We start from the raw sequence: 23,493 nt of genomic DNA on the forward strand, positions 1-23,493 counted from the left end.
CTGCAGGGACAGGCCCGTGGTGGATCCGCCTCGATCTGTGCGAACGTGCGACCACGGGTAGCCATGGCAAAAACGGCCGACTTGCACAGGTCGAGATGCGCAAATCGGCCGCTTAGGAGCGTTATCGCCCGGCCCGAGGGCCGGTGACAGCGGGTATGGCGGGGTCGCTAGAGCACCACGCGCAGGCATTGCCCCGCGTGATAGAGGGTGAAGCCAGCTTCGTACATCAGGCTGCGCCACTGGCCGACCGGATTGGCATCCAGCGACGACAGGGGCATTGGCAGGTCGTGGCGATCGCCACTGCACAGATAGCGGGCAAAGGACTGCCCCACCACCGTGCCCGTGGTAACCCCGCGACCGTTGTAGCCGGACACCGCCAGCAAGCCCGGCGCCGGCTCGAACAGCCGCAGCAAATGATCGGGTGTGAAGCCGATACGGCCCGTCCAGCTGCACTCCCACTCGACCTGTCCGAGCGCAGGGAAATAGTGCCGCTGGATACGGTTGGCCCAGGCGCGGATGAAGCCGGCCGGTCGCCCCGCCATGTTGCCGAGACTGCCCAGCAGCAGACGACCATCGGCATCGCGGCGGATGCTGCTGAGCACCGTACGGGTATCCCAGGAGCCGCGGCCCTGGGGCAGGATGAAATCCGCTTCCGGACCGAGCGGCCGCGAGGCCACCTGGTAGTAGTAGCCCGGGAAGAATTGCGTACGCAGCGTGGTCCACTCGCCTTCGGTGTAGGCGTTGGAGGCGATCACCACCTGGTCGGCGATGGCTCGCCCCTGCGGGGTTTCCACCTGCCAGCGTTCACCGACCCGCTGCAGCCGGTGTACCGCGCTCTGCTCGAACAGCTCACCGCCTTCCTGGCGCAGCGCCCTGGCCAGGCCCAGGGCATAACCCATGGGCACCAGGGTGCCGGCACGATGATCGAGCAGCGCGCCACTGATGTCGCGTGTGCCGCAGGCGCTGTAGCAAGCCTCCCCTTCCAGCAGTTCGACCCGGGCACCGCGCCGCTGCCATTGTTCGGCACGCTGCCCCAGATCGGCCAGGCCCTTGGCGCTGTGCGCCATGTGCAGGGTGCCGGCGCGGCGCGGCTGGCAATCGATGCCATAGCGTTCGATGAGACCGAACACCTGACTCGGCGCATCGCCCATCACGCCCAGCAGACGCTCTCCGACCGCCGGTCCCAGGGTCGCCACGGCTTCGTCCGGCGGAATCCACATGCCGGCATTGACCAGCCCGACATTGCGTCCGGAGCCGCCATGGCCGACGCCATGGGCTTCCAGCACCACCACCCGCCGCCCGGCCTGCGCCAGGTGCAGGCCGGTGGACAGGCCGGTATAGCCACCGCCGATAACGCAGACCTCGGTGTCACGCTCGCCCTGCAACTGGGCGCCCGGCACCGCCGGATACAGCCGCTCCCACAGGCACTCCTCACGCAACTGCATTCTCTGCGCTCCTGGCGGACCCACTCAGTCGAAGACGATGCCCTGGGCCAGCGGCAATTCGCGGGAATAGTTGACGGTGTTGGTCTGGCGGCGCATGTAGGCCTTCCAGGCGTCGGAACCGGATTCGCGACCGCCACCGGTTTCCTTCTCGCCACCGAAGGCACCACCAATCTCGGCGCCGCTCGGTCCGATGTTGACGTTGGCGATGCCGCAGTCGCTGCCGGTCGCCGACATGAAGGCCTCGGCCTCGCGCACGTCGGTGGTGAAGATGCAGGACGACAGGCCCTGGGGCACGGCGTTGTTCAGCGCTACCGCCTCGTCGAAATCGTCGTAGGTCAGCACATAGAGAATGGGGGCGAAGGTCTCGTGGCGCACCGCCTCGCTCTGCTCGGGCATCTCGACGATGGCCGGCGCCACGTAGTAGGCCTCGGGATACTGCTCTGCCAGCTGGCGCCCGCCGCCGTAGACCACGCCGCCCTCGCCGCGCGCCTGTTCCAGCGCACCCTGCATGGCCTGGAAGCTGGCCGCGTCGATCAGCGGGCCGATCAGATTGCCTTCCAGTGGATGGCCGATGCGGACTTTGGCATAGGCGGTCTTGAGCCGGGCGACGATCTCGTCCTTGACCGAACGATGGGCGATCAGGCGGCGCAGGGTGGTGCAGCGCTGGCCGGCGGTACCCACGGCGCTGAACAGGATGGCGCGTACCGCCATGTCCAGATCGGCGCTCGGCGCAAGGATCATGGCATTGTTGCCGCCCAGTTCGAGGATGCTGCGGCCGAAGCGCGCCGCAACCCGCGGTCCTACCTCGCGACCCATGCGGGTGCTACCCGTGGCGCTCACCAGCGCCACCCGCGGATCATCCACCAAAGCCTCACCGGCAGCGCGATCGCCGACGATGACCTGGCTCAGATCGGCCGGGGCATCGCCAAAGCGCGCCAGGGCCTTCTCGAACAGCGCCTGGCAGGCCAGGGCGGTCAGCGGCGTCTTTTCCGAGGGCTTCCAGATCACCGGATTGCCACAGACCAGGGCCAGGGCGGCGTTCCACGACCAGACCGCTACCGGGAAGTTGAAAGCACTGATGATGCCTACCACGCCCAGCGGCTGCCAGGATTCGCGCATGTGGTGACCGGGTCGCTCGGAAGCAATGGTCAGACCGTAGAGCTGGCGCGACAGGCCAACGGCGAAGTCACAGATGTCGATCATCTCCTGGACTTCGCCCAGGCCCTCCTGGGTGATCTTGCCGGCTTCCCAGGACACCAGCTCGCCGAGATCGGCCTTGTGGGCGCGCAATTCTTCACCCAGCAGCCGCACCAGTTCGCCCCGGCGCGGCGCCGGTACCGCGCGCCAGGCCTGGAAGGCGCGCTCGGCACGGGAGATCTTCTGCTCCACTTCGGCGGCGCTTTCCAGAGCGACGCTGCCCAGTTGGCTGCCATCGATGGGGGAATGCACCCGGTGCTCGCCTTGGGTGTAGTGCTGGGCAGAAACGCCGAGGCGTTCCAAGAGGGCCTTGCTCATGCTGAGGTCTCCGCGGAAAGGGAATCGTCCCTGAGTATGGTCAGCCCAGCGGCGCCGGACAACCGACCTTTGCTCGGCATATCATTCCCTTTTTTCATACCGCGAGTCCGCTCATGCAACGCCGCCACCTGCCGTCCATCACCGCCATGCAGTGCTTCGAGGCGGTCGCGCGTCATCTGAGCTTTACCCGCGCGGCCGACGAACTGGCGCTGACCCAGAGCGCCGTCAGCAAACAGGTCGCCCAGCTCGAGGACCTCCTGCAGCACAGCCTGTTTCGCCGGGTCCGGCGGCGCCTGCAGTTGACCCCGGCCGGTGCCCTCTACCTGGCCGAGGTGGACAAGATCCTCAACCAGCTGGAGATGTCGGCGCGCTACCTGAGGTCCTATGGCGGCGAGACCGAGGTGCTGCGCGTGGCCACCCCGCCGACCTTTGGCGAGCGCTGGCTGGTGCCGCGGCTCAAGGGTTGGCGCCTGCGCTTTCCCAACATCCACCTGGATGTCTCCAGCGCGCTGGAACCGGTGGACTTCCGCGATCCACGCCATGATGTGGCGCTGTTCTATGGCCACGGCAGCTGGCCGGGCGCCGAGTGTGAACTGCTGCTGCACGAGCACATGGTCGCGGTCTGCGCGCCCGACCTGCTCCCCCCCGAGGGCATCGCCGGACCGGAGCAGCTGGTGGACTTCGTCCTGCTGCAGAACACCACCCGCCCGGAATCCTGGCACGACTGGTACGCCAGCCTCGCGCGCGACGAGGTGCATAGCCATCACGGCCCGCGCTTCGACACCTTCACCCTCTGCGCCCGCGCCGCCCAGGAAGGCTGCGGGGTGGCCCTGCTCCCGGAATTCCTGGTCGTCGAAGAACTGGCCTCCGGTCGCCTGGTGCTCGCCTGGCCCCATCGCCTGGCCAGCCCCCATGCCTACTGGCTGGCCTATCCGGAACAAATGGCCGAGGTGCCCAAGGTGCGCAGCTTCATCGAATGGATCCGCGAGAAGGCCTAGCGCCCGTAGGTTGCGGCTGAGCGCAGCGAAGCCCAACAGATCTCGGCTCGACCCCATCTTTCTCGCCTGAGCCCTTTACCCCGTCACCGCGTTGGGCTTCGCTGCGCTCAACCCAACCTACGGCCTCGACGCATCGGCCATAAAAAAACCCGGCCGAAGCCGGGTTTTCCTAGCAGGGGTCGTCTCAGACGCCGGAGGCTTCCGCCGCCGCCACGTCCTTGATCGACAGCTTGATGCGGCCACGGTTGTCCACGTCCAGCACCAGCACCTTCACTTCCTGACCTTCCTTGAGGACATCGGTGACCTTCTCGATACGCTGATCGCTCAGCTGCGAGATGTGCACCAGACCGTCCTTGCCGGGCAGGATGTTGACGAAGGCGCCGAAGTCGACGATGCGCTCCACCTTGCCGACGTAGATCTTGCCGATCTCGGCCTCGGCAGTGATGCCCAGGACGCGCTGCTTGGCCGCTTCAGCCGCTTCACGGGTCTCGCCGTAGATCTTGATGGTGCCGTCGTCTTCGATGTCGATCGACGCCTTGGTCTCTTCGCAGATACCACGGATAGTGGCGCCACCCTTGCCGATCACGTCGCGGATCTTGTCCTGGTCGATCTTCATCGCCAGCATGGTCGGGGCGTTTTCGGACAGCTCGGCACGCGACTCGGAGATCACCTGGTTCATCTGCCCCAGGATGTTCAGACGCGCTTCCAGCGCCTGCTCCAGGGCGATCTCCATGATCTCTTCGGTGATGCCGTTGATCTTGATGTCCATCTGCAGGGCGGTAACGCCCTTGGCAGTACCGGCCACCTTGAAGTCCATGTCGCCCAAGTGATCTTCATCACCCAGGATGTCGGTCAGGACAGCGAACTTCTCGCCTTCCTTGACCAGACCCATGGCGATACCGGCAACCGGGGCCTTGACCGGCACACCGGCGTCCATCAGCGCCAGAGAGGCACCGCAGACCGACGCCATGGAGCTGGAGCCGTTGGACTCGGTGATCTCGGAGACCACCCGGATGCTGTAGGGGAAGGCGTCCTGGGTCGGCAGCATGGCCTGGATGCCACGACGAGCCAGACGGCCGTGACCGATCTCGCGACGGCCCGGGCTGCCCATGCGACCGCACTCGCCGACCGAGAAGGGCGGGAAGTTGTAGTGCAGCATGAAGCTGTCACGACGTTCGCCTTCCAGGGTGTCCAGCAGCTGTGAGTCACGGGCGGTACCCAGAGTCGCGGTGACCAGGGCCTGGGTTTCGCCACGGGTGAACAGTGCCGAACCGTGGGTCTTCTTCAGCGGGCCGACTTCGATCTGCAGCGGGCGAACGGTGCGGGTGTCGCGACCGTCGATACGCGGCTTGCCGTCGACGATGTTCTGGCGCACGGTGCGGTATTCCAGCAGACCGAAGGTCTCCTTGACCTCGGCTTCGCTGTACTGACCGTTCTCGCCGGCCAGCTTGGCGATGGCCTGGTCACGCAGGGCACCCAGGGCCGCATAGCGATCCTGCTTGATGGTGATGGTGTAGGCACGGGACACGGCTTCGCCGACTTCGGCCTTGACGGCTTCGATCAGGGCGGTGTTCTCGGCAGGCGCCTGCCAGTTCCAGGTCGGCTTGCCGGCTTCGGCAGCGAACTGGCTGATGGCCTCGATGGCCACCTGGAACTCTTCGTGAGCGAACAGCACGCCGCCCAGCATCTGGTCTTCGGTCAGCTCGTCGGCTTCGGATTCCACCATCAGCACGGCGTCACGGGTACCGGCCACGACCATGTCCAGGCTGGAGCTCTGCAACTGCTCGTAGCTGGGGTTCAGCAGGTAGCCCAGTTCGGTGTGGTAGCCGACGCGGGCAGCGGCGATCGGACCGGCGAAGGGGATGCCGGAAATAGCCAGGGCGGCGGAGGTGCCGATCATGGCGGCGATGTCCGGATCGGACTTCTTGTTGGTGCTGACCACGGTGCAGACCACCTGGACTTCGTTGAGGAAGCCTTCGGGGAACAGCGGACGGATCGGGCGATCGATCAGGCGCGAGGTCAGGGTTTCCTTCTCGGAAGGACGGCCTTCACGCTTGAAGTAACCACCGGGGATGCGACCCGCGGCGTAGGTCTTCTCCTGGTAGTGCACGGACAGCGGGAAGAAGTCCTTGCCGACGGCGGGCTGCTTGGCACCGACCACGGTGACCAGTACGCTGACGTCATCGGTGGAGACCAGCACGGCACCGGTCGCCTGGCGCGCGATGCGGCCGGTTTCCAGGGTGAAGTTCTGCTCACCGAACTTGAATTGCTTGATTACTGGATTCACAGTCTTTCCTTCTCTTTATTGCCTTGGGGGAAACAGGGGCGACCAGAGGGATTCGGACCCTCGCTGATCTCCGGGGTGACGCAGGCCGATTCTGCCGGCCTTTCAAGCAAAAAAGCCGGAGGCCGGCGCGAGCCGACCTCCAGCTTCAGACTGCTTGCAGCAGGTCTGCATCGTATTAACGACGCAGGCCCAGGCGAGCGATCAGTGCGCTGTAACGAGAGGTGTCTTTGGACTTCAGGTAGTCCAGCAGCTTACGACGCTGGTTGACCATGCGGATCAGACCGCGACGGCTGTGGTGATCCTTGCCGTTGATCTTGAAGTGACCTTGCAGCTTGTCGATGTTGGCGGACAGCAGGGCAACCTGCACTTCCGGCGAACCGGTGTCGCCTTCGGCGCGCTTGAACTCGTTTACGATCTGGGCTTTGTCTTCAACGCTCAGTGCCATGATAGGGCTCCTCTGAGGAACAGGCCGGGACAGGTCCCGTGCTTAAGGAAAGAGGTGTGACCGTGCCTGCTGACAGCCACCCTCGGTATCGGTCTAGGACCGAATCAGTCTACGGGGAGCAACCTGCCCCTCGTCATCAATCTCGCCGATGCCGATGAAACGACCCTGGTCGTCCTGCACCCGCATCAAGCCGAATTTCGGTGCATTGGCCGCCCGGACGGGCTGACCGTGCAACCAGTAGTAGGCGCTGTGCTGAGTCAACTGCACCAGCGGCCAGTGCTCCAGGCCACTGTCGACCGGCAGCAGGAAGCGATCCAGCGCTGCGGAACCGCCTTCGGCGTGCACCGCCTCCAGCTCTTCCAGGCTGATGACCTGCGCCAGACCGAAGGGACCGGCCTGGGTACGGCGCAACTCCGCCACATGGGCACCGCAGCCGAGCAGGGCGCCGAGGTCTTCGACCAGGGTGCGCACATAGGTGCCCTTGCTGCAGGCCACTTCCAATGTCGCGCGATCTTCTTGCAACGCCAGCAGTTCCAGACGGGCAATAGTAACAGAACGCGGCTCGCGCTCCACTACTTCGCCCGCACGCGCCAGCTTGTAGAGCGGCTGACCGTCGCGCTTCAGCGCCGAATACATCGGCGGAATCTGCTCTATCTGGCCACGGAAGGCCGGCAGCGCCGCCTGGATCGCCGCTGCGTCGACCGCGACCGCCCGTCGCTCCAGCACCTCACCCTCGGCATCGCCGGTGGTGGTGGTGACGCCGAGTTGCGCCACGGTGCTGTAGCCCTTGTCGGCATCCAGCAGGTACTGGGAAAACTTGGTCGCCTCGCCAAAGCACAGCGGCAGTACGCCGGTGGCCAGGGGATCCAGGCTACCGGTGTGCCCGGCCTTCTCGGCATTGAGCAGCCAGCGGACCTTTTGCAGGGCCGCGTTGGAGGAAAAGCCGCGTGGCTTGTCCAGCACCAGCACGCCATGCACCTGCCGGCGAACACGCTTGACCTGGGCCACCCTACTCCTCCCCTTCCTGCCGACGGTCTTCGGCGACCGCCCGCTCGATCAGCGCCGACAGCTGGGCGCCGCGACGGATGCTCTCGTCGTACTGGAAACCCAGTTGCGGAACGGTCCGCAGCTTCATCGCCCGACCCAACTGCTGCCGCAGGAAGCCAGAGGCATCCTTGAGGATAGCGATATTCTGCTTGATCGCCTCGGCGTCATCGTCCTTGCCCAGCACGGTGATGTGCACCTTGGCATGGGACAGATCCCGGGCTACGTCCACGCCGGTGATGGTCACCATACCCAGCCGAGGATCTTTGATTTCGCGGTGGATCAACAGCGCCAGTTCGCGCTGTATCTGATCACCGATGCGCTGGGTACGGCTGAATTCTTTGGCCATGTCGAAACTCTCGTACAAAAGGCCGCAGACGTCAGGCCTGCCAGCCATGAACCTTGGAAACGCGAACGGCAAGTCCGGACCTGGCAGGGTTCTGCCAGGTCCGCGACCTGCCGTCCCGGTGCAGAGTCGTCGTTACAGCGAACGGGCGACCTGAACCTTCTCGAACACTTCGATCTTGTCGCCGACGCGGACGTCGTTGTAGCTCTTCACGCCGATACCGCATTCCATGCCGGCACGCACTTCGGCCACGTCGTCCTTGAAGCGACGCAGGGATTCCAGCTCGCCTTCGAAGATGACCACGTCTTCGCGCAGGACGCGGATCGGACGGTTGCGGTGCACCATGCCCTCGGTGACCATGCAGCCGGCGACGGCGCCGAACTTGGGCGAACGGAAGACGTCACGCACCTCGGCGATGCCCAGGATGTTCTCCCGGACGTCACTGCCCAGCATGCCCGTCAGCGCCTTCTTCACATCTTCGATGATGTCGTAGATGACGTTGTAGTAGCGCATGTCGAGGCCTTCCTGCTCGACGATCTTCCGCGCCCCGGCATCGGCCCGGACGTTGAAGCCGAACAGCACGGCATTGGACGCCAGCGCCAGGTTGGCATCGCTCTCGGTGATACCACCGACGCCACCGCCGACCACACGCACCTGGACTTCGTCGTTGCCCAGACCGGACAGCGAACCCTGCAGCGCCTCGAGGGAGCCACGCACATCGGACTTGAGCACGATGTTGAGGGTCTTCTTCTCGTCCTGGCCCATGTTCTCGAAGATGTTCTCGAGCTTGCCGGCGTGAGCACGGGCCAGCTTGATCTCGCGGAACTTGCCCTGACGGAACAGTGCCACTTCGCGGGCCTTCTTCTCGTCGGTCAGCACGGTGAGTTCGTCACCGGCATCCGGGGTGCCGTCCAGGCCGAGAATCTCGACCGGGATGGACGGGCCGGCTTCCTTGATCGGCTTGCCGTTCTCGTCGAGCATGGCACGGATGCGGCCGAAGTTGACGCCGACCAGCGCCATGTCGCCCTGGCGCAGGGTACCGTTCTGTACCAGCACGGTAGCGACCGGACCACGACCCTTGTCCAGGCGCGATTCGATGACCACACCGCGACCGGGGGCTTCCGGCGTAGCGGTCAGCTCCAGGACTTCGGCCTGCAGCAGGATGGCTTCGAGCAGCTCGTCCACGCCGGTACCGGCCTTGGCCGAGACGTGCACGAACTGGGTGTCGCCGCCCCACTCTTCCGGGATCACCTGACGACCGGCCAGATCGTGCTTGACGCGATCCGGATCGGCGTCGGGCTTGTCGATCTTGTTGACCGCCACGACGATGGGAACACCCGCCGCCTTGGCGTGCTGGATGGCTTCCTCGGTCTGCGGCATGACGCCGTCATCGGCCGCGACGACCAGGATGACGATGTCGGTGGCCTTGGCACCACGGGCACGCATCGCGGTGAACGCGGCGTGACCAGGGGTATCCAGGAAGGTCACCATGCCGCGCTCGGTTTCCACGTGGTAGGCACCGATGTGCTGGGTGATGCCACCGGCTTCGCCCGACGCGACCTTGGCGCGACGGATGTAGTCCAGCAGCGAGGTCTTGCCGTGGTCGACGTGACCCATGACGGTCACCACCGGCGCGCGGTGCAGGGCCTTGCCACCCTCGAACTTGAGGGATTCGGCCAGCTGGTCTTCCAGGGCGTTTTCGTTGACCAGCTTGACCTTGTGGCCCAGCTCTTCGGCCACCAGCTGCGCCGTCTCGCGGTCGAGCACCTGGTTGATGGTGGCGGGAGACCCCATCTTGAACATGAACTTGATGACTTCGGCGGCCTTCACCGACATCTGCTGAGCAAGCTCAGAGACGGTAATGGTCTCACCTAGATTGACTTCGCGCACTACAGGTCCTGTCGGGCTCTGGAACCCGTGTTGGTTTCGCTTCTTGAGTCGCGACTTGCCACCGCGACCGCCACGCCGGCCAAAGCCCTCTTCCTCGTCGTCGCCACTGCGCACGGTACGGGGAGCTGCGACCTTGTCCTTGATCGACGGGCGATGCTGGGCATTCTTGCGCTCACGACGCTCGTCTTCTTCGCGCTTGCTGCTCGGGGCAGGATGCACGGGACGACGCGGTTCTTCGCGCTTGCGCTCACCAGCCGGATCGGCCTTCTTGACCTCGGCGGCCGGCGCGGCAGCGGGTTGCTGCTCGGCCACCACGGCCGGGGCTTCCGGCGCGGCAGGGGCTACAGCCTCGGCGGGGACCGCCTGCTGCGCGGCCAGAGTCGCGGCTTCGGCCTGCTGCTGAGCAGCGGCCTCGGCAGCACGCTGGGCTTCTTCCTCGGCACGTGCCTGGACAGCGGCCTCTTCGGCGGCACGCTGGGCTTCCTGCTCGCGGCGCTGTTCGGCCTCGAGCTCAGCGGTGCTGCGCTTGACGAAGGTCTTCTTCTTGCGCACTTCGACGCTGACTGTCTTGCTGCCGGCCACCTTCAGCGTGGTCTGGGTCTTGCGCTGCAGGGTGATCTTGCTGGGCTCGTCGAGCTGCGCCGTCCCCTTCAGGTGCGTCAGCAGGGCCTGCTTTTCCGCATCGCTCACCAACTGCTCAGCACTGCTGTGCGTCAGACCTGCCTCGCGCATCTGCTGTAGCAGACGTTCCACCGGCGTGTTGACCGTTTGGGCCAGTTCTTTCACCGTGACTTGCGTCATGCACTTCTCTCCTCAGACTGCGCCGCTTACTCGAACCAATGGGCACGGGCAGCCATGATCAGCTTGCCGGCACGCTCTTCGGTCATGCCGTTGATGTCGAGCAGGTCGTCGATCGACTGCTCGGCGAGCTCTTCGCGATTGACCACGCCACGCTGGGCCAGCGCGCTGGCGAGCTGGGGATCCATGCCGTCGAGGGTCAGCAGATCTTCGCTGGGGCTCTTCTGTTCTTCGGTCGCGATGGCCCGGGTCAGCAGGCGATCCTTGGCCCGGGTACGCAGCTCGTTGACGATGTCTTCGTCGAAGCCATCGATGTTGAGCATCTCTTCCATGGGCACGTAGGCCACTTCCTCGAGGGAGGTGAAGCCTTCTTCCACCAGCACCTGCGCCAGCTCCTCGTCGACATCCAGCTCGTCGATGAAGCGCTGGATGATGTCGCCGGTCTCCGCCTGCTGCTTGGCGTTGATGTCCGCCTCGGTCATCACGTTGAGCGTCCAGCCGGTCAACTGACTGGCCAGGCGCACGTTCTGACCGCCACGACCGATGGCCTGGGCCAGGTTGTCCTCGGCGACGGCGATGTCCATGGTACGGCTGTCTTCGTCGACGATGATCGAAGCGACTTCGGCCGGGGCCATGGCATTGATGACGAACTGCGCCGGATTGTCGTCCCAGAGGACGATGTCGACCCGCTCGCCACCCAGTTCACCGGATACCGCCTGGACACGCGAACCGCGCATGCCGATGCAGGCACCCTGGGGATCGATGCGCTTGTCCTTGGAACGGACGGCGATCTTGGCCCGCGAACCCGGATCCCGGGCAGCCGCCATGACATCGATCAGTTGTTCGGAAATCTCCGGTACTTCGATGCGGAACAGCTCGATCAGCATCTGCGGATCGGTGCGCGACAGCATCAGCTGCGGACCGCGGTTTTCCGTGCGGATTTCCTTGAGCAGGGCACGCAGACGCACGCCCATGCGGAAGGTCTCGCGGGGAATGATGTGCTCGCGCGGCAGCAGCGCCTCGGCATTGTTGCCGAGGTCGACGATCACGCTGTCACGGGTGACCTTCTTGACGGTACCCGAGATGATCTCACCGACCTTCTCGCGATAGGCGTCCACCACCTGAGCCCGCTCGGCCTCGCGCACCTTCTGCACGATCACCTGCTTGGCGGTCTGGGCGGCGATCCGACCGAACTCGATGGATTCGATCTTCTCTTCGATCACTTCACCGGCCTTGACGCCGGGATGCTCTTCCTGGGCGTCTTCCACCGTCAGATGCGAATCGGGCAGCTGATAGTCTTCGTCTTCCACCACGGTCCAGCGGCGGAAGGTTTCGTAGCTGCCGTTGTGTCTGTTGATCGACACCCGCAGATCCACATCTTCTTCGTAGCGTTTCTTGGTAGCCGTGGCGAGAGCCAACTCCAGTGCCTCGAAGATGACGCCGGGTGGAACACCCTTCTCGTTCGAAACAGATTCCACTACCAGCAGAACTTCTTTGCTCATCTTACGCCTCGTATTCGCAATCCTTGGGATCCGCGGTCTCGCGCTCAAATCACTCGAAACGGGGAACGACGTTGGCCTTGTCGATCATCTCGATGGGCAGCAGATACTCATGCTCGTCCACCTGCACCACGACGTCCTGGTCTTCCACACCGCGCAGCAAACCCTGGAAATTACGTCGCCCTTCGAAAGGCGACCGAAGTTTGACCTTGACCTGTTCACCGACGTGGGCAGCGAATTGCTCCAGAGTGAACAGCGGTCTATCCATACCGGGGGAAGACACCTCAAGGGTGTATTCATTGGTGATCGGATCTTCCACATCGAGTACGCCACTTACCTGGCGACTGACAGCCTCGCAGTCTTCGACGAGAATGCCGTTGGGATGATCGATGTAGACACGCAGTAGCGAATGCCGCCCTTGGGAGATGTACTCGACACCCCAGCAGACATAGCCAAGCGCCTCGACGACGGGGGCCAGCAAGGCCTGCAACTGTTCTAGCTTGCTCGACACCTGGTTGCCTCGCGTTTTTTGAGAATAAAAAATGGGCATTACGCCCATCCCTAAGAGGTCTGCGCAAGAAAGCGCGACCCGAACTGTCCAGCCAACAAAAAGCCCCTAAAAAGGGGCTTTAAATAACTGGTTGCGGGGGCTGGATTTGAACCAACGACCTTCGGGTTATGAGCCCGACGAGCTACCAGACTGCTCCACCCCGCGTCAAAGCTGGAGCGAGATTATATTCAACTGAACTCTAGGAGTCAACCTACTCTATCTCTCGCCGCGTCCTGCAGGACGTCTTTGCTATTTGGTGCCGAAGATGGGACTCGAACCCATACAGCCTATGGCCACTACCCCCTCAAGATAGCGTGTCTACCAATTCCACCACTTCGGCATGAAACCCTTTAAACCTACTTGGACTCCTGGGGCAGGTCCCCGGAAGTACCACCCTGGGCAGCGCGTGGCTGAGTCAGGGGAACATCGTTACCATCCTGCTTCGGCTGAGGAGCCTGCTGGACTGGCTGAGTGGGCAAACCCACCTCACGCAGACCCAGCGCACGGTCTTTGGCGTAATACCCCAGACCCAAACTAGTCGCGAAAAAAACCGCGGCCAGTATAGCAGTAAAACGACTCAGAAAGGTAGCAGAACCTTGACTACCAAACACGGTACCCGAGGCGCCCGCACCAAAGGATGCACCGGCTTCGGCACCCTTGCCCTGCTGCATCAATACCAGCACGATCAGGCCAAGCGCCATCAGCAAGTGGATCACAACTACTGCAGTTTCCAACATTATCCACGTCCTGCAGCGCGGCAAATCGCACTGAACTCTTCAGCATTCAGGGAGGCTCCACCCACCAGCCCCCCATCAATATCCGGCATGCCGAACAACTCGGCAGCACTGGCAGCCTTGACACTGCCGCCATACAACAGCTGAAGGCCTTCAGCGACCCCAGCATCGGCTTCGCGCACCAGGGCACGAATCGCCGCATGAACCTCTTGCGCCTGCTCCGGCGTTGCCGTGAGCCCCGTACCTATCGCCCAGACCGGCTCGTAGGCCACGACGGCATTGGCAAAAGCCGCCACTCCAACCGCCTCGATGACCGCCTTCAGCTGGCCACCTACCACGTCCAAAGTGCGCTCGGCCTCCCGCTCTTCACGGGTTTCGCCGACGCAGAGTACGGGAATCATCCCGCCCTCCTGAATGGCCGCGAATTTCTTCGCCACCACCGCATTATCCTCGCCCAGCAGCGCACGCCGCTCGGAGTGCCCCACCAGTACGTAACGGCAACCGAATTCTGCCAACTGGGTCGAGGACACCTCGCCAGTCAGAGCCTTCTCGCCCGCGACGGAGGCACAAGTCTGAGCCCCCACCATCAGCGACGTTGCTGCCAACGCTTCAGCCACCCCCGGCAGATGCACCAACGTCGGAATCACCACGACATCGACACCCGCTGCGCCATCCAACCCTTTCAAGCCTGCGACCAGCGCCGACACGCTTTGCAGCGAGCCATGCATTTTCCAGTTACCGGCAACCAGGGAACGACGCATGCGTTTTACCTCAGGGAGCGAAGTGGGCGCAGATGTTACTCAATCGAAAACAGGCATGCAAGCAAATCAAGCACATACCTCGCTTATCAGCTCAGCGAGGACCTCGGCATGGGCCCGCACCTCGCGCTCGTTCTCGCCTTCGACCATGACGCGCAGCAGCGGCTCGGTACCGGATTTACGCAGCAGTACACGCCCCTTGCCGGCCATCTTCTCGGTGACCTCGGCACTGGCCTGCTTGACCCGCGGGTTCTCCAAGGGATCCTGGCCGCCACCGAACCTTACGTTTATCAGCACCTGCGGGCACTTGCGCAGTGCCATGCGCGCCTGGGCCAGGGTCTGGCCGGCATTGCGCAGGGCGATGAGCACCTGCAGCGCGGCGATGGTGGCGTCGCCGGTGGTGGTGTACTGGCAGCAGACCACATGCCCGGAATTCTCGCCGCCCAGCACCCAGTTGCGCTCCAGCAGCTCGGCCATCACATAGCGATCGCCTACCTTGGCGCGCACGAAGGGAATATCCAGTTCGGCCAGCCCCAGCTCGAGACCGAGATTGCTCATCAGGGTACCGACCACCCCACCCTCGAGGCGACCACGACGCTTGAGATCACGGGCGATCAGATAGAGCAGCTCATCGCCATCCACTGCCGCTCCGGTGTGATCCACCATCAGCACCCGATCACCGTCGCCATCGAAGGCGATGCCGATGTCGGCGTGCTGGTCGAGCACCGCCTGCTGCAGCCCCTCCAGATGGGTGGAACCGCAATCCTTGTTGATATTGAGACCGTCCGGCTGCACCCCGAGCAGGCTGACGTCCGCCCCGAGTTCACGGAAGACGCTGGGCGCGATCTTGTAGGTAGCACCGTTGGCGCAGTCCAGCACGATCTTCATGCCGGCGAAACTGGTCCCGGTCGGCACGCTGCTCTTGCAGAATTCGATGTAACGACCCGCGGCATCGTTGATGCGCGAGACCTTGCCGATACGCGCCGAATCGACCACGGTCATGGGCGTGTCGAGCAGCTCCTCGATCATGGTTTCCAGTTCATCGGGCAGCTTGGTGCCGGCACCGGAAAAGAACTTGATGCCATTGTCGTAGTAGGGATTGTGCGAAGCACTGATGACGATACCGGCGCTGGCCTGGAAGGTCCGCGTCAGATAGGCGATACCGGGTGTTGGCATGGGACCCAGCAGCATGACGTCGGCACCTGCGGCGGAAAGACCTGCTTCCAGTGCCGATTCGAACATGTAGCCGGAGTTGCGCGTGTCCTTGCCCACCAGCACCCGACAACCGCCGCGACTGCGAAAGGCGATGCCTGCCGCCCAGCCCAGCTTGAGCATGAAATCCGGGGTGATGGGATAAGTCCCGACCTTGCCGCGAATGCCATCGGTTCCAAAATACTTTCTTGCCATCAGTTCTGTTCCTGCCTGAAGCCTTCGACTGCGGTGATCATCTTCACCACGTCCACCGTTTCCGCCACATCATGGACCCTGAGGATGTGCGCACCCTTGACCAGCGCCAGCGCCGCCAGGGCCAGACCGCCCGCCAGACGCCCCTCCACAGGTCGCCCGGTGACCGCGCCGATCATGCTCTTGCGCGAGACGCCCACCAGCAAGGGTAGCCCAAAGGTAAGCAGTTCAGCTTGTCGCTTGAACAGTTCGAGGTTGTGCTCGAGGGTCTTGGCAAAGCCGTACCCCGGGTCCAGCACCAGCCGCTCGCGAGAGATACCAGCCGCTTCGCAACGGGCAATCTGCTCAGCGAGAAAGGCACTGACCTCGCCTGCGACATCGGCATAGATGGGCGCCCGCTGCATGGTGCTGGGCTCGCCACGCATGTGCATCAGGCAGACTGCCAGATCGGTCGTGGCGGCAGCTTCGAGGGCGCCAGGCCGACGCAGCGAGCGGACGTCATTGATCAGACCGGCTCCCGCTCTGGCACCCTCGCGCATGACCGCGGGCGTTGAGGTATCCATGGAAATGACGACATCCAGCTCTCGGGCGAGCGCCTCGATCACCGGCACGACGCGATCGAGCTCTTCCGCCTCGGACACCACTGGCGCCCCTGGCCGCGTGGACTCTCCACCCACGTCGATGATGGTCGCACCGGCGGCTACCATTCCCGCGGCATGGCGTAGCGCGCTGTCGACAGCCGTATAGCGACCGCCGTCGGAGAAGGAATCGGGCGTGACGTTAAGGATACCCATGACTTTGGGAGCGTCAAAAACAAGAACCCGATTGCCGCAAGGCAATCGGGTCGGAGGAAACGGATTGAACATGGGTGTTTCAGTGTTCTCCGGCTGGACCACCGATGGGCGTTTCAGGACGATCGCTGCCGCTTTGCGGTGCCGGCGAATCACCGGTAGGACCGCCCCGGTCATGCCAATCGCGCGGTTCACGCGGAACCTTGCCGGCCATGATGTCGTCGATCTGGTCCGAATCGATGGTCTCGTACTTCATCAGGGCATCGGCCATGAGTTCGAGCTTGTCGCGATTCTCGTCCAGCAGCCGCTTGGCGGTGTTATAGCAGTCGTCGATGATCCGGCGAATCTCCAGATCGATCTGCTTGGCGGTCTCGCCCGACATGTTGCCGGCGCCACCACCGCCCGAACGACCCAGGTAGCCTTCGTTCTCTTCCTCGCCATACAGCAGCGGACCGAGCTTCTCGGACAGGCCCCACTTGGTCACCATGTTCCGCGCCAGGGAGGTCGCTCGCATGATGTCGTTGGAGGCACCCGTGGTCACGCCTTCGAAGCCCAGGGTCATCTCCTCGGCGATACGGCCGCCGAACAGCGAACAGATCTGGCTTTCCAGGGCCCGCTTGGACAGGCTGTAGCGATCCTCCTCGGGCAGGAACATGGTCACGCCCAAAGCGCGACCTCGGGGAATGATGGAGACCTTGTAGACCGGATCGTGCTCGGGTACCAGGCGACCGACGATGGCATGACCCGCCTCGTGATAAGCGGTGTTGCGCTTCTCCTTCTCGGACATGACCATGGTCTTGCGCTCGGCGCCCATCATGATCTTGTCCTTAGCCAGCTCGAACTCACGCATGTCGACCATGCGCTTGTTGGCACGGGCAGCGAACAGGGACGCTTCGTTGACTAGGTTGGCAAGGTCAGCACCGGAGAAACCCGGAGTACCGCGAGCAATCACGCTGGCGTCGACGCGCTCGCCGACCGGCACCTTGCGCATGTGCACCTTGAGAATCTGCTCGCGACCACGGATGTCCGGCAGGCCGACCACCACCTGGCGGTCGAAGCGACCGGGACGCAGCAGGGCCGGGTCCAGCACGTCAGGGCGGTTGGTGGCGGCGATGACGATGATGCCATCGTTCATCTCGAAGCCATCCATCTCGACCAGCAACTGGTTCAGGGTCTGCTCGCGCTCGTCGTGACCACCGCCCATGCCGTTGCCACGATGGCGACCCACCGCATCGATCTCGTCGATGAAGATGATGCAGGGAGCGTGCTTCTTGGCCTGGTCGAACATGTCACGGACACGGCTGGCGCCAACACCGACGAACATCTCGACGAAATCCGAACCGGAGATGGTGAAGAAAGGCACCTTGGCCTCACCCGCCACGGCCTTGGCCAGCAGCGTCTTGCCGGTACCCGGCGAGCCGACCATCAGTACACCGCGGGGAATGCGGCCACCCAGGCGCTGGAACTTGCCCGGGTCGCGAAGGAATTCAACCAGCTCGGTGACCTCTTCCTTGGCTTCGTCGCAACCGGCGACGTCAGCAAAGGTGGTCTTGACCTGGTCTTCCGACAACAGCCGTGCCTTGCTCTTGCCAAAGCTCATCGGGCCGCCACGACCACCGGCGCCTCCCTGCATCTGGCGCATGAAGAACATGAAGACGGCGATGATCACCAGGATCGGGAAGCTGGCCACCAGCAGCTGAGTCCAGATGCTCTGCTGTTCGGGCTGCTTGCCAGTGATGGTAACGCTGTTGTTGACCAGGTCGCCGATCAGGCCATTGTCCTGGATCGCCGGACGGATGGTCTTGAAGGGGTCGCCATCACGATGCTTGCCGGTAATGACATAGCCATCCACGGTCACGCTCTCGATCTGCCCGTCCTTCACCTGCTGGATGAAGTCGGAGTAGTTGAGCGTCTGGGGTTCGTTGGGGCTGGAGAAATTGTTCATCACGGTGACGAGCACCGCGGCGATGATCAGCCACAGGATCAGATTCTTTGCCATGTCGTTCAATTGACTACCCTCTGCGCCGGTTTCGTGGGTAAACCGTTCGAAGCGAAACCGGCAGTGACCGGTAAGTTACTACACAAAGCCTGGCCCACGGCAGACATCGTCTGTAACGCTATATGAGTCTTCTGCCTTTGACTCTAGGGCAAGGCAGACGTTGCGGCCATCAATTCTCTCAATTGCCCCTAAAACCGCGACCCAATAGCTATTGCTGGCGCGATCCCGTCCCGCGACACGGAGAGCCGTGGATCAGCTCGCCGTACTCCGCTCGCTCATATGGGGGCCAGGACGGAAATAACAAGGCCTCCCGGCGGTCACCCGGCATCTCGCCCAACGAACTGCCTGGGCAGGTCACCCCCGCTGGCTTGCTCCCGACCGCCAGCCCCTCCGCCACAGCCATTTCTCACAGTGACTTGACGCCTACGCTCGTCGCGGTGTTCCTTGAACCGGCGGGGCCGGTCCTGTCGGGGCAACCGTCAAGTTGTCGCGTATCGCTGGGCGGCACCGGGCAGCTGGGATAAACTGTTCGGCTTTTATCCGGGGTGAATTATGGCGCTCAACAACGAGCTCAAAAAGCGGTTCAAGGCGATCGGTCATCAACTCAAGCCGGTGGTCACCATCAGCGAGAACGGCCTGAGCGAAGGCGTGCTGGGTGAACTCGACCGCGCGCTGAACGATCACGAACTGATCAAGATCAAGCTGGCCGTCACCGAGCGTGATGACCGCCGGGCCCTGATCGACGAGCTGTGCGCGTCGAGCAAGGCGGAGTTGGTGCAGGTGATCGGCAAGATGGCGCTGATCTATCGCAAGGCCCGCGAGCAGAATCGCAATCTGTCCAACGTGGTGCGCTACACCGCCTGATTGCCCGGCGCGCGCCCGGGAACGGGCTGCAGCACCAGGATCAGTCCGCAGAGCAGCAGGACCAGGTAGCCGGCCAAGGCGGTCGGCCCGGTCCAGAAGCGCGCCAGCTCGTTCTGCAGCAGCACCGCCAGCGCACTGGCCAGCAGCAACTGGCCACGCAGGTCACGCCACAAGGCGCCCACACCTGCCCACCACACCAGCACCACGATCTGGGTAAAGACCCCACCGCCGGCGGCGCTAAGCATCATGCGCAGCAATTCTTCGCGTCCTGACTGGATCAGCAGCGGCGCCCAGCCCGCCTGGGCCAGCGCCACGGGGATGCACAGGTGCAGGGCGACCAGCGGGCCGACCCAGAACACCTGGGCCAGCTGCCAGGCGGCGGCGAGCAGCCTGGCGAGCCAGCCGCCAGCGCGGTGGTCAGACGTGACGGACGGCGACAATTTCGTATTCGACATTGCCACCCGGGGTCTTCACCAGCACCACGTCCCCTTCTTCCTTGCCGATCAGCGCGCGCGCGATGGGCGAACCCACCGACAGCTTGCTCTGCTTGATATCCGCCTCGTCGTCACCAACGATCTGGTAGGTCACTGTCTCGTCGGTCTCGGTGTTGGCGATCTCCACGGTGGTGCCGAAGATCACCTTGCCAGTGTGCGGCAAGGCGGCCACGTCGATCACCTGGGCGTTCTGCAGGCGACCTTCGATATCGCGGATACGCGCCTCGACCATGCCCTGCTGTTCGCGGGCGGCATGGTATTCGGCGTTCTCCTTGAGATCACCCAGTTCACGCGCTTCGGCGATGGCCTGGGTGATCTGCGGGCGCAGCTCGGTCTTGAGATGCTTGAGTTCGTCTTCCAGGGCGCGAGCGCCCTGGACGGTCATCGGGTACTTGGTCATGCCTTAACTCCTGCATGCAGATCTTGCAGACGACGCACAGTCTTCTCGGCGCCGAATTTCAAAGCTTCGCAAATGGCCTGGCCGCCGGCAATGGTGGTGGTGCAGCAGAGCTTGTGCTGTAGCGCGTTGCGGCGGATCGAATAGGAATCGGCGATGGACTGCCGGCCTTCGGTGGTGTTGATGATCAGGGTGACTTCGTCGTTCTTGATCATGTCGACCACATGGGGACGGCCTTCGGTCACCTTGTTCACGCGGCGCACCGGCAGACCGGCCGCCTCGATCACCCGTGCGGTACCGGCGGTGGCCACGACCTCGAAGCCGAGGCCGACCAGATCGCGGGCGACCTGCACGGCTTCGGGCTTGTCGTCGTCACGTACGCTGATGAAGGCGCACCCGGAGTTCGGCAGGATTTCGTTGGCACCCAGCTGGGCCTTGGCGAAGGCTTCGCCGAAGCTGTCGCCGACACCCATCACCTCGCCGGTGGACTTCATCTCCGGGCCGAGGATGGGGTCGACGCCGGGGAACTTGTTGAAGGGGAACACCGCTTCCTTGACGCTGAAGAACGGCGGGATGATCTCCTCGGTGAAGCCCACCTCGGCCAGGGTCTTGCCGGCCATGACCCGGGCGGCCACCTTGGCCAGGGACTCGCCGATGCACTTGGAGACGAAGGGCACGGTACGGGAGGCGCGCGGGTTGACCTCGATCACGTAGATGTCTTCGCCCTGTACGGCCATCTGCACGTTCATCAGACCGACCACGCCGAGTTCCAGGGCCATCTTCTTGACCTGCTCGCGGATCTCGTCCTGGATGTGCTTGGGCAGCGAATAGGGCGGCAGCGAGCAGGCGGAGTCACCGGAGTGCACGCCGGCCTGTTCGATGTGCTGCATGATGGCGCCGATCACCACGGCCTTGCCGTCGCACACCGCATCCACGTCCACCTCGATGGCGCAGTTGAGGAAGTGGTCGAGCAGCACGGGGCTGTCGTTGGACACCTTCACCGCTTCGCGCATGTAGCGCTTGAGCTCTTCCTCCTGGTAGACGATCTCCATCGCCCGGCCGCCCAGCACGTAGGAGGGACGGACCACCATCGGATAGCCGATGTTCTTGGACAGGGCCAGGGCCTCGTCTTCGCTGCGCGCGGTGGCGTTGGCCGGCTGGCGCAGATTCAGACGCTGCACCATCTGCTGGAAGCGCTCGCGGTCTTCGGCGCGGTCGATGGCGTCGGGGCTGGTGCCGATGATGGGCACGCCGGCCTCTTCCAGGGCGCGGCAGAGCTTGAGCGGGGTCTGGCCGCCGTACTGGACGATGACGCCCTTGGGCTGCTCGACGCGGACGATCTCCAGCACGTCCTCCAGGGTCACCGGCTCGAAGAACAGGCGGTCGGAGGTGTCGTAGTCGGTGGAGACGGTTTCCGGATTGCAGTTGACCATGATGGTCTCGTAGCCGTCTTCACGCATGGCCAGGGCCGCGTGCACGCAGCAGTAGTCGAACTCGATGCCCTGACCGATGCGGTTGGGACCACCGCCGAGGATCATGATCTTGTCGCGACCGCTGGGCTTGGCCTCGCACTCCTCCTCGTAGGTGGAGTAGAGGTAGGCGGTGTCGGTGGCGAATTCCGCGGCGCAGGTGTCCACCCGCTTGTACACCGGCAGCACCTTGAGCTTGTGGCGATGGGCACGCAGGTTCTTCTCGGTGACGCCCAGCAGCTTGGCCAGGCGCGCATCGGAGAAGCCCTTGCGCTTGAGCTTGCGCATCAGGTCGTAGTCGAGATCGGCCAGACCCAGGGTCTTGATGCGCTCCTCGTCCTTGATCAGGTCTTCGATCTGCACCAGGAACCAGGGATCGATGCGGGTCAGCTCGAAGACCTTGTCCAGGCTATAGCCCTGGCGGAAGGCATCGCCGATGTACCAGATACGATCGGCACCCGGCACGGTCAGCTCGCGCTTGAGGGTGCTGTCGGCCTCGGGATCGGTCGGGTCAAGCTTGGGATCGAAGCCGACCACGCCCACTTCCAAGCCACGCAGGGCTTTCTGCAGGGATTCCTGGAAGGTACGGCCGATGGACATGACCTCGCCCACGGATTTCATCTGGGTGGTCAGACGGGCGTCGGCCTTGGGGAATTTCTCGAAGGCGAAGCGCGGGATCTTGGTGACCACGTAGTCGATGGCCGGCTCGAAGGACGCCGGGGTACGACCGCCGGTGATGTCGTTCTGCAGCTCGTCCAGGGTGTAGCCGACCGCCAACTTGGCGGCGATCTTGGCGATGGGGAAGCCGGTGGCCTTGGAGGCCAGCGCCGAGGAACGCGACACCCGCGGGTTCATCTCGATCACCACCATGCGCCCGGTATCGGGGCAGATGCCGAACTGGACGTTGGAGCCGCCGGTCTCGACACCGATCTCGCGCAGGACCGCCAGGGAGGCGTTGCGCATGATCTGGTATTCCTTGTCGGTCAGCGTCTGGGCCGGGGCCACGGTGATGGAGTCACCGGTGTGCACGCCCATGGGATCGAAGTTCTCGATGGAGCAGACGATGATGCAGTTGTCCTTCTTGTCACGGACCACCTCCATCTCGTATTCCTTCCAGCCGATCAGGGATTCGTCGATCAGCAGTTCGTTGGTCGGCGACAAGTCCAGACCGCGGTTGCAGATCTCCTCGAATTCTTCCCGGTTGTAGGCGATGCCGCCACCGGTGCCGCCCATGGTGAAGGACGGGCGGATGATGCAGGGGAAGCCGACCTTCTCGAGCACGCCGTAGGCTTCTTCCATGCTGTGGGCGATACCCGAGACCGGGCAGGCCAGGCCGATGTCCTTCATGGCCTTGTCGAAGCGCGAGCGATCCTCGGCCTTGTCGATGGTGTCGGCGTTGGCGCCGATCATCTCGACGCCGAACTTCGCCAGCACGCCATGACGCTCCAGATCCAGGGCGCAATTCAGCGCGGTCTGGCCACCCATGGTCGGCAGCAGGGCGTCGGGGCGCTCCTTCTCGATGATCTTGGCCACGGTGGCCCACTTGATCGGCTCGATGTAGGTGGCGTCGGCCATCGACGGGTCGGTCATGATGGTGGCCGGATTGGAGTTCACCAGGATGACGCGGAAGCCTTCCTCGCGCAGGGCCTTGCAGGCCTGGGCGCCGGAATAGTCGAACTCGCAGGCCTGGCCGATGACGATGGGGCCGGCCCCGAGGATCAGGATGCTCTTGATGTCTGTACGCTTAGGCATGGGCTTCTCGAATG

Annotated in this window: 19 protein-coding genes and 2 tRNA genes; 2 read left to right on the forward strand and 19 right to left on the reverse strand. The window is 63.7% G+C overall.

All coding sequences use genetic code 11. The annotated features are described in order from the left end of the window. Positions 1 to 167: 167 nt before the first annotated feature. Both RCF34_RS21950 and RCF34_RS21955 read right to left on the reverse strand, forming a co-directional pair. Positions 168 to 1,445, reverse strand: a complete 1,278-nt coding sequence (locus RCF34_RS21950; RefSeq protein ID WP_308710087.1) for an FAD-binding oxidoreductase — start codon at positions 1,443 to 1,445, stop codon at positions 168 to 170. Between the two features lie 24 nt (positions 1,446 to 1,469). Next, positions 1,470 to 2,960, reverse strand: a complete 1,491-nt coding sequence (locus tag RCF34_RS21955) for an aldehyde dehydrogenase family protein (protein ID WP_308710088.1) — start codon at positions 2,958 to 2,960, stop codon at positions 1,470 to 1,472. 113 nt (positions 2,961 to 3,073) lie between these two features. Between RCF34_RS21955 and RCF34_RS21960 the strand changes: the two genes are divergently transcribed. Beyond that, positions 3,074 to 3,958: a LysR substrate-binding domain-containing protein gene (locus RCF34_RS21960; protein WP_308710089.1), complete on the forward strand. Its 885-nt coding sequence runs from the start codon at positions 3,074 to 3,076 to the stop codon at positions 3,956 to 3,958. A gap of 184 nt (positions 3,959 to 4,142) precedes the next feature. On the opposite strand, the gene pnp is transcribed toward RCF34_RS21960, so the two are convergent. The 14 genes from pnp to ftsH form a co-directional block, all read right to left on the reverse strand. Beyond that, on the reverse strand, positions 4,143 to 6,245 hold the full coding sequence (gene pnp / locus RCF34_RS21965) for a polyribonucleotide nucleotidyltransferase (RefSeq protein WP_183634031.1): 2,103 nt from the start codon (positions 6,243 to 6,245) through the stop codon (positions 4,143 to 4,145). A gap of 175 nt (positions 6,246 to 6,420) precedes the next feature. Then, positions 6,421 to 6,690 (reverse strand): 30S ribosomal protein S15, encoded by a 270-nt coding sequence (gene rpsO, locus RCF34_RS21970; RefSeq protein ID WP_133863049.1) that lies wholly within the window; start codon positions 6,688 to 6,690, stop codon positions 6,421 to 6,423. 93 nt (positions 6,691 to 6,783) lie between these two features. Beyond that, entirely contained in the window at positions 6,784 to 7,698 is a 915-nt protein-coding gene (gene truB, locus RCF34_RS21975) for a tRNA pseudouridine(55) synthase TruB (RefSeq protein ID WP_308710090.1), read from the reverse strand. Position 7,699: 1 nt separating this feature from the next. Continuing rightward, a complete protein-coding gene (gene rbfA / locus RCF34_RS21980) occupies positions 7,700 to 8,083 on the reverse strand; it encodes a 30S ribosome-binding factor RbfA (protein WP_183634029.1) in 384 nt (127 codons plus the stop codon). Between the two features lie 132 nt (positions 8,084 to 8,215). Next, the gene (gene infB / locus RCF34_RS21985) at positions 8,216 to 10,771 is read right to left on the reverse strand and encodes a translation initiation factor IF-2 (protein WP_308710091.1); all 2,556 of its coding nucleotides are present in this window, start codon (positions 10,769 to 10,771) and stop codon (positions 8,216 to 8,218) included. Positions 10,772 to 10,797: 26 nt separating this feature from the next. Further along, positions 10,798 to 12,270, reverse strand: a complete 1,473-nt coding sequence (nusA, locus tag RCF34_RS21990; RefSeq protein ID WP_007162649.1) for a transcription termination factor NusA — start codon at positions 12,268 to 12,270, stop codon at positions 10,798 to 10,800. Positions 12,271 to 12,319: 49 nt separating this feature from the next. Then, entirely contained in the window at positions 12,320 to 12,778 is a 459-nt protein-coding gene (rimP, locus tag RCF34_RS21995; RefSeq protein WP_133863045.1) for a ribosome maturation factor RimP, read from the reverse strand. Between the two features lie 127 nt (positions 12,779 to 12,905). Further along, a tRNA-Met gene (locus tag RCF34_RS22000) sits at positions 12,906 to 12,982 on the reverse strand. A gap of 89 nt (positions 12,983 to 13,071) precedes the next feature. Next, positions 13,072 to 13,157 (reverse strand) — tRNA-Leu (locus RCF34_RS22005). A 16-nt stretch (positions 13,158 to 13,173) separates the two neighbouring features. After that, the gene (secG, locus tag RCF34_RS22010; protein WP_308710092.1) at positions 13,174 to 13,554 is read right to left on the reverse strand and encodes a preprotein translocase subunit SecG; all 381 of its coding nucleotides are present in this window, start codon (positions 13,552 to 13,554) and stop codon (positions 13,174 to 13,176) included. Continuing rightward, the gene (gene tpiA / locus RCF34_RS22015; protein ID WP_308710093.1) at positions 13,554 to 14,312 is read right to left on the reverse strand and encodes a triose-phosphate isomerase; all 759 of its coding nucleotides are present in this window, start codon (positions 14,310 to 14,312) and stop codon (positions 13,554 to 13,556) included. The genes secG and tpiA overlap by 1 nt, the downstream gene beginning before the upstream one ends. 66 nt (positions 14,313 to 14,378) lie before the next feature. Beyond that, positions 14,379 to 15,716 (reverse strand): phosphoglucosamine mutase, encoded by a 1,338-nt coding sequence (gene glmM / locus RCF34_RS22020; protein ID WP_308710094.1) that lies wholly within the window; start codon positions 15,714 to 15,716, stop codon positions 14,379 to 14,381. Next, entirely contained in the window at positions 15,716 to 16,579 is an 864-nt protein-coding gene (gene folP / locus RCF34_RS22025; protein WP_308710095.1) for a dihydropteroate synthase, read from the reverse strand. The genes glmM and folP overlap by 1 nt, the downstream gene beginning before the upstream one ends. 7 nt (positions 16,580 to 16,586) lie before the next feature. Continuing rightward, on the reverse strand, positions 16,587 to 18,503 hold the full coding sequence (ftsH, locus tag RCF34_RS22030) for an ATP-dependent zinc metalloprotease FtsH (protein WP_308710096.1): 1,917 nt from the start codon (positions 18,501 to 18,503) through the stop codon (positions 16,587 to 16,589). Between the two features lie 552 nt (positions 18,504 to 19,055). Between ftsH and RCF34_RS22035 the strand changes: the two genes are divergently transcribed. Beyond that, positions 19,056 to 19,367 (forward strand): YhbY family RNA-binding protein, encoded by a 312-nt coding sequence (locus tag RCF34_RS22035; RefSeq protein WP_133863039.1) that lies wholly within the window; start codon positions 19,056 to 19,058, stop codon positions 19,365 to 19,367. On the opposite strand, the gene RCF34_RS22040 is transcribed toward RCF34_RS22035, so the two are convergent. From RCF34_RS22040 to carB, 3 genes are read right to left on the reverse strand one after another with little or no spacing between them, the layout of a single operon-like run. Further along, on the reverse strand, positions 19,355 to 19,807 hold the full coding sequence (locus tag RCF34_RS22040; protein ID WP_133863038.1) for a hypothetical protein: 453 nt from the start codon (positions 19,805 to 19,807) through the stop codon (positions 19,355 to 19,357). The genes RCF34_RS22035 and RCF34_RS22040 overlap by 13 nt on opposite strands. Further along, on the reverse strand, positions 19,785 to 20,261 hold the full coding sequence (greA, locus tag RCF34_RS22045) for a transcription elongation factor GreA (protein ID WP_183634022.1): 477 nt from the start codon (positions 20,259 to 20,261) through the stop codon (positions 19,785 to 19,787). Before greA ends, RCF34_RS22040 begins: the two co-directional genes overlap by 23 nt. Continuing rightward, a complete protein-coding gene (gene carB, locus RCF34_RS22050; protein ID WP_308710097.1) occupies positions 20,258 to 23,479 on the reverse strand; it encodes a carbamoyl-phosphate synthase large subunit in 3,222 nt (1,073 codons plus the stop codon). Before carB ends, greA begins: the two co-directional genes overlap by 4 nt. Between the last annotated feature and the right edge of the window lie 14 nt (positions 23,480 to 23,493).

It is taken from the genome of Pseudomonas sp. 102515 (assembly GCF_031085165.1).
Lineage (GTDB): Bacteria > Pseudomonadota > Gammaproteobacteria > Pseudomonadales > Pseudomonadaceae > Chryseomonas.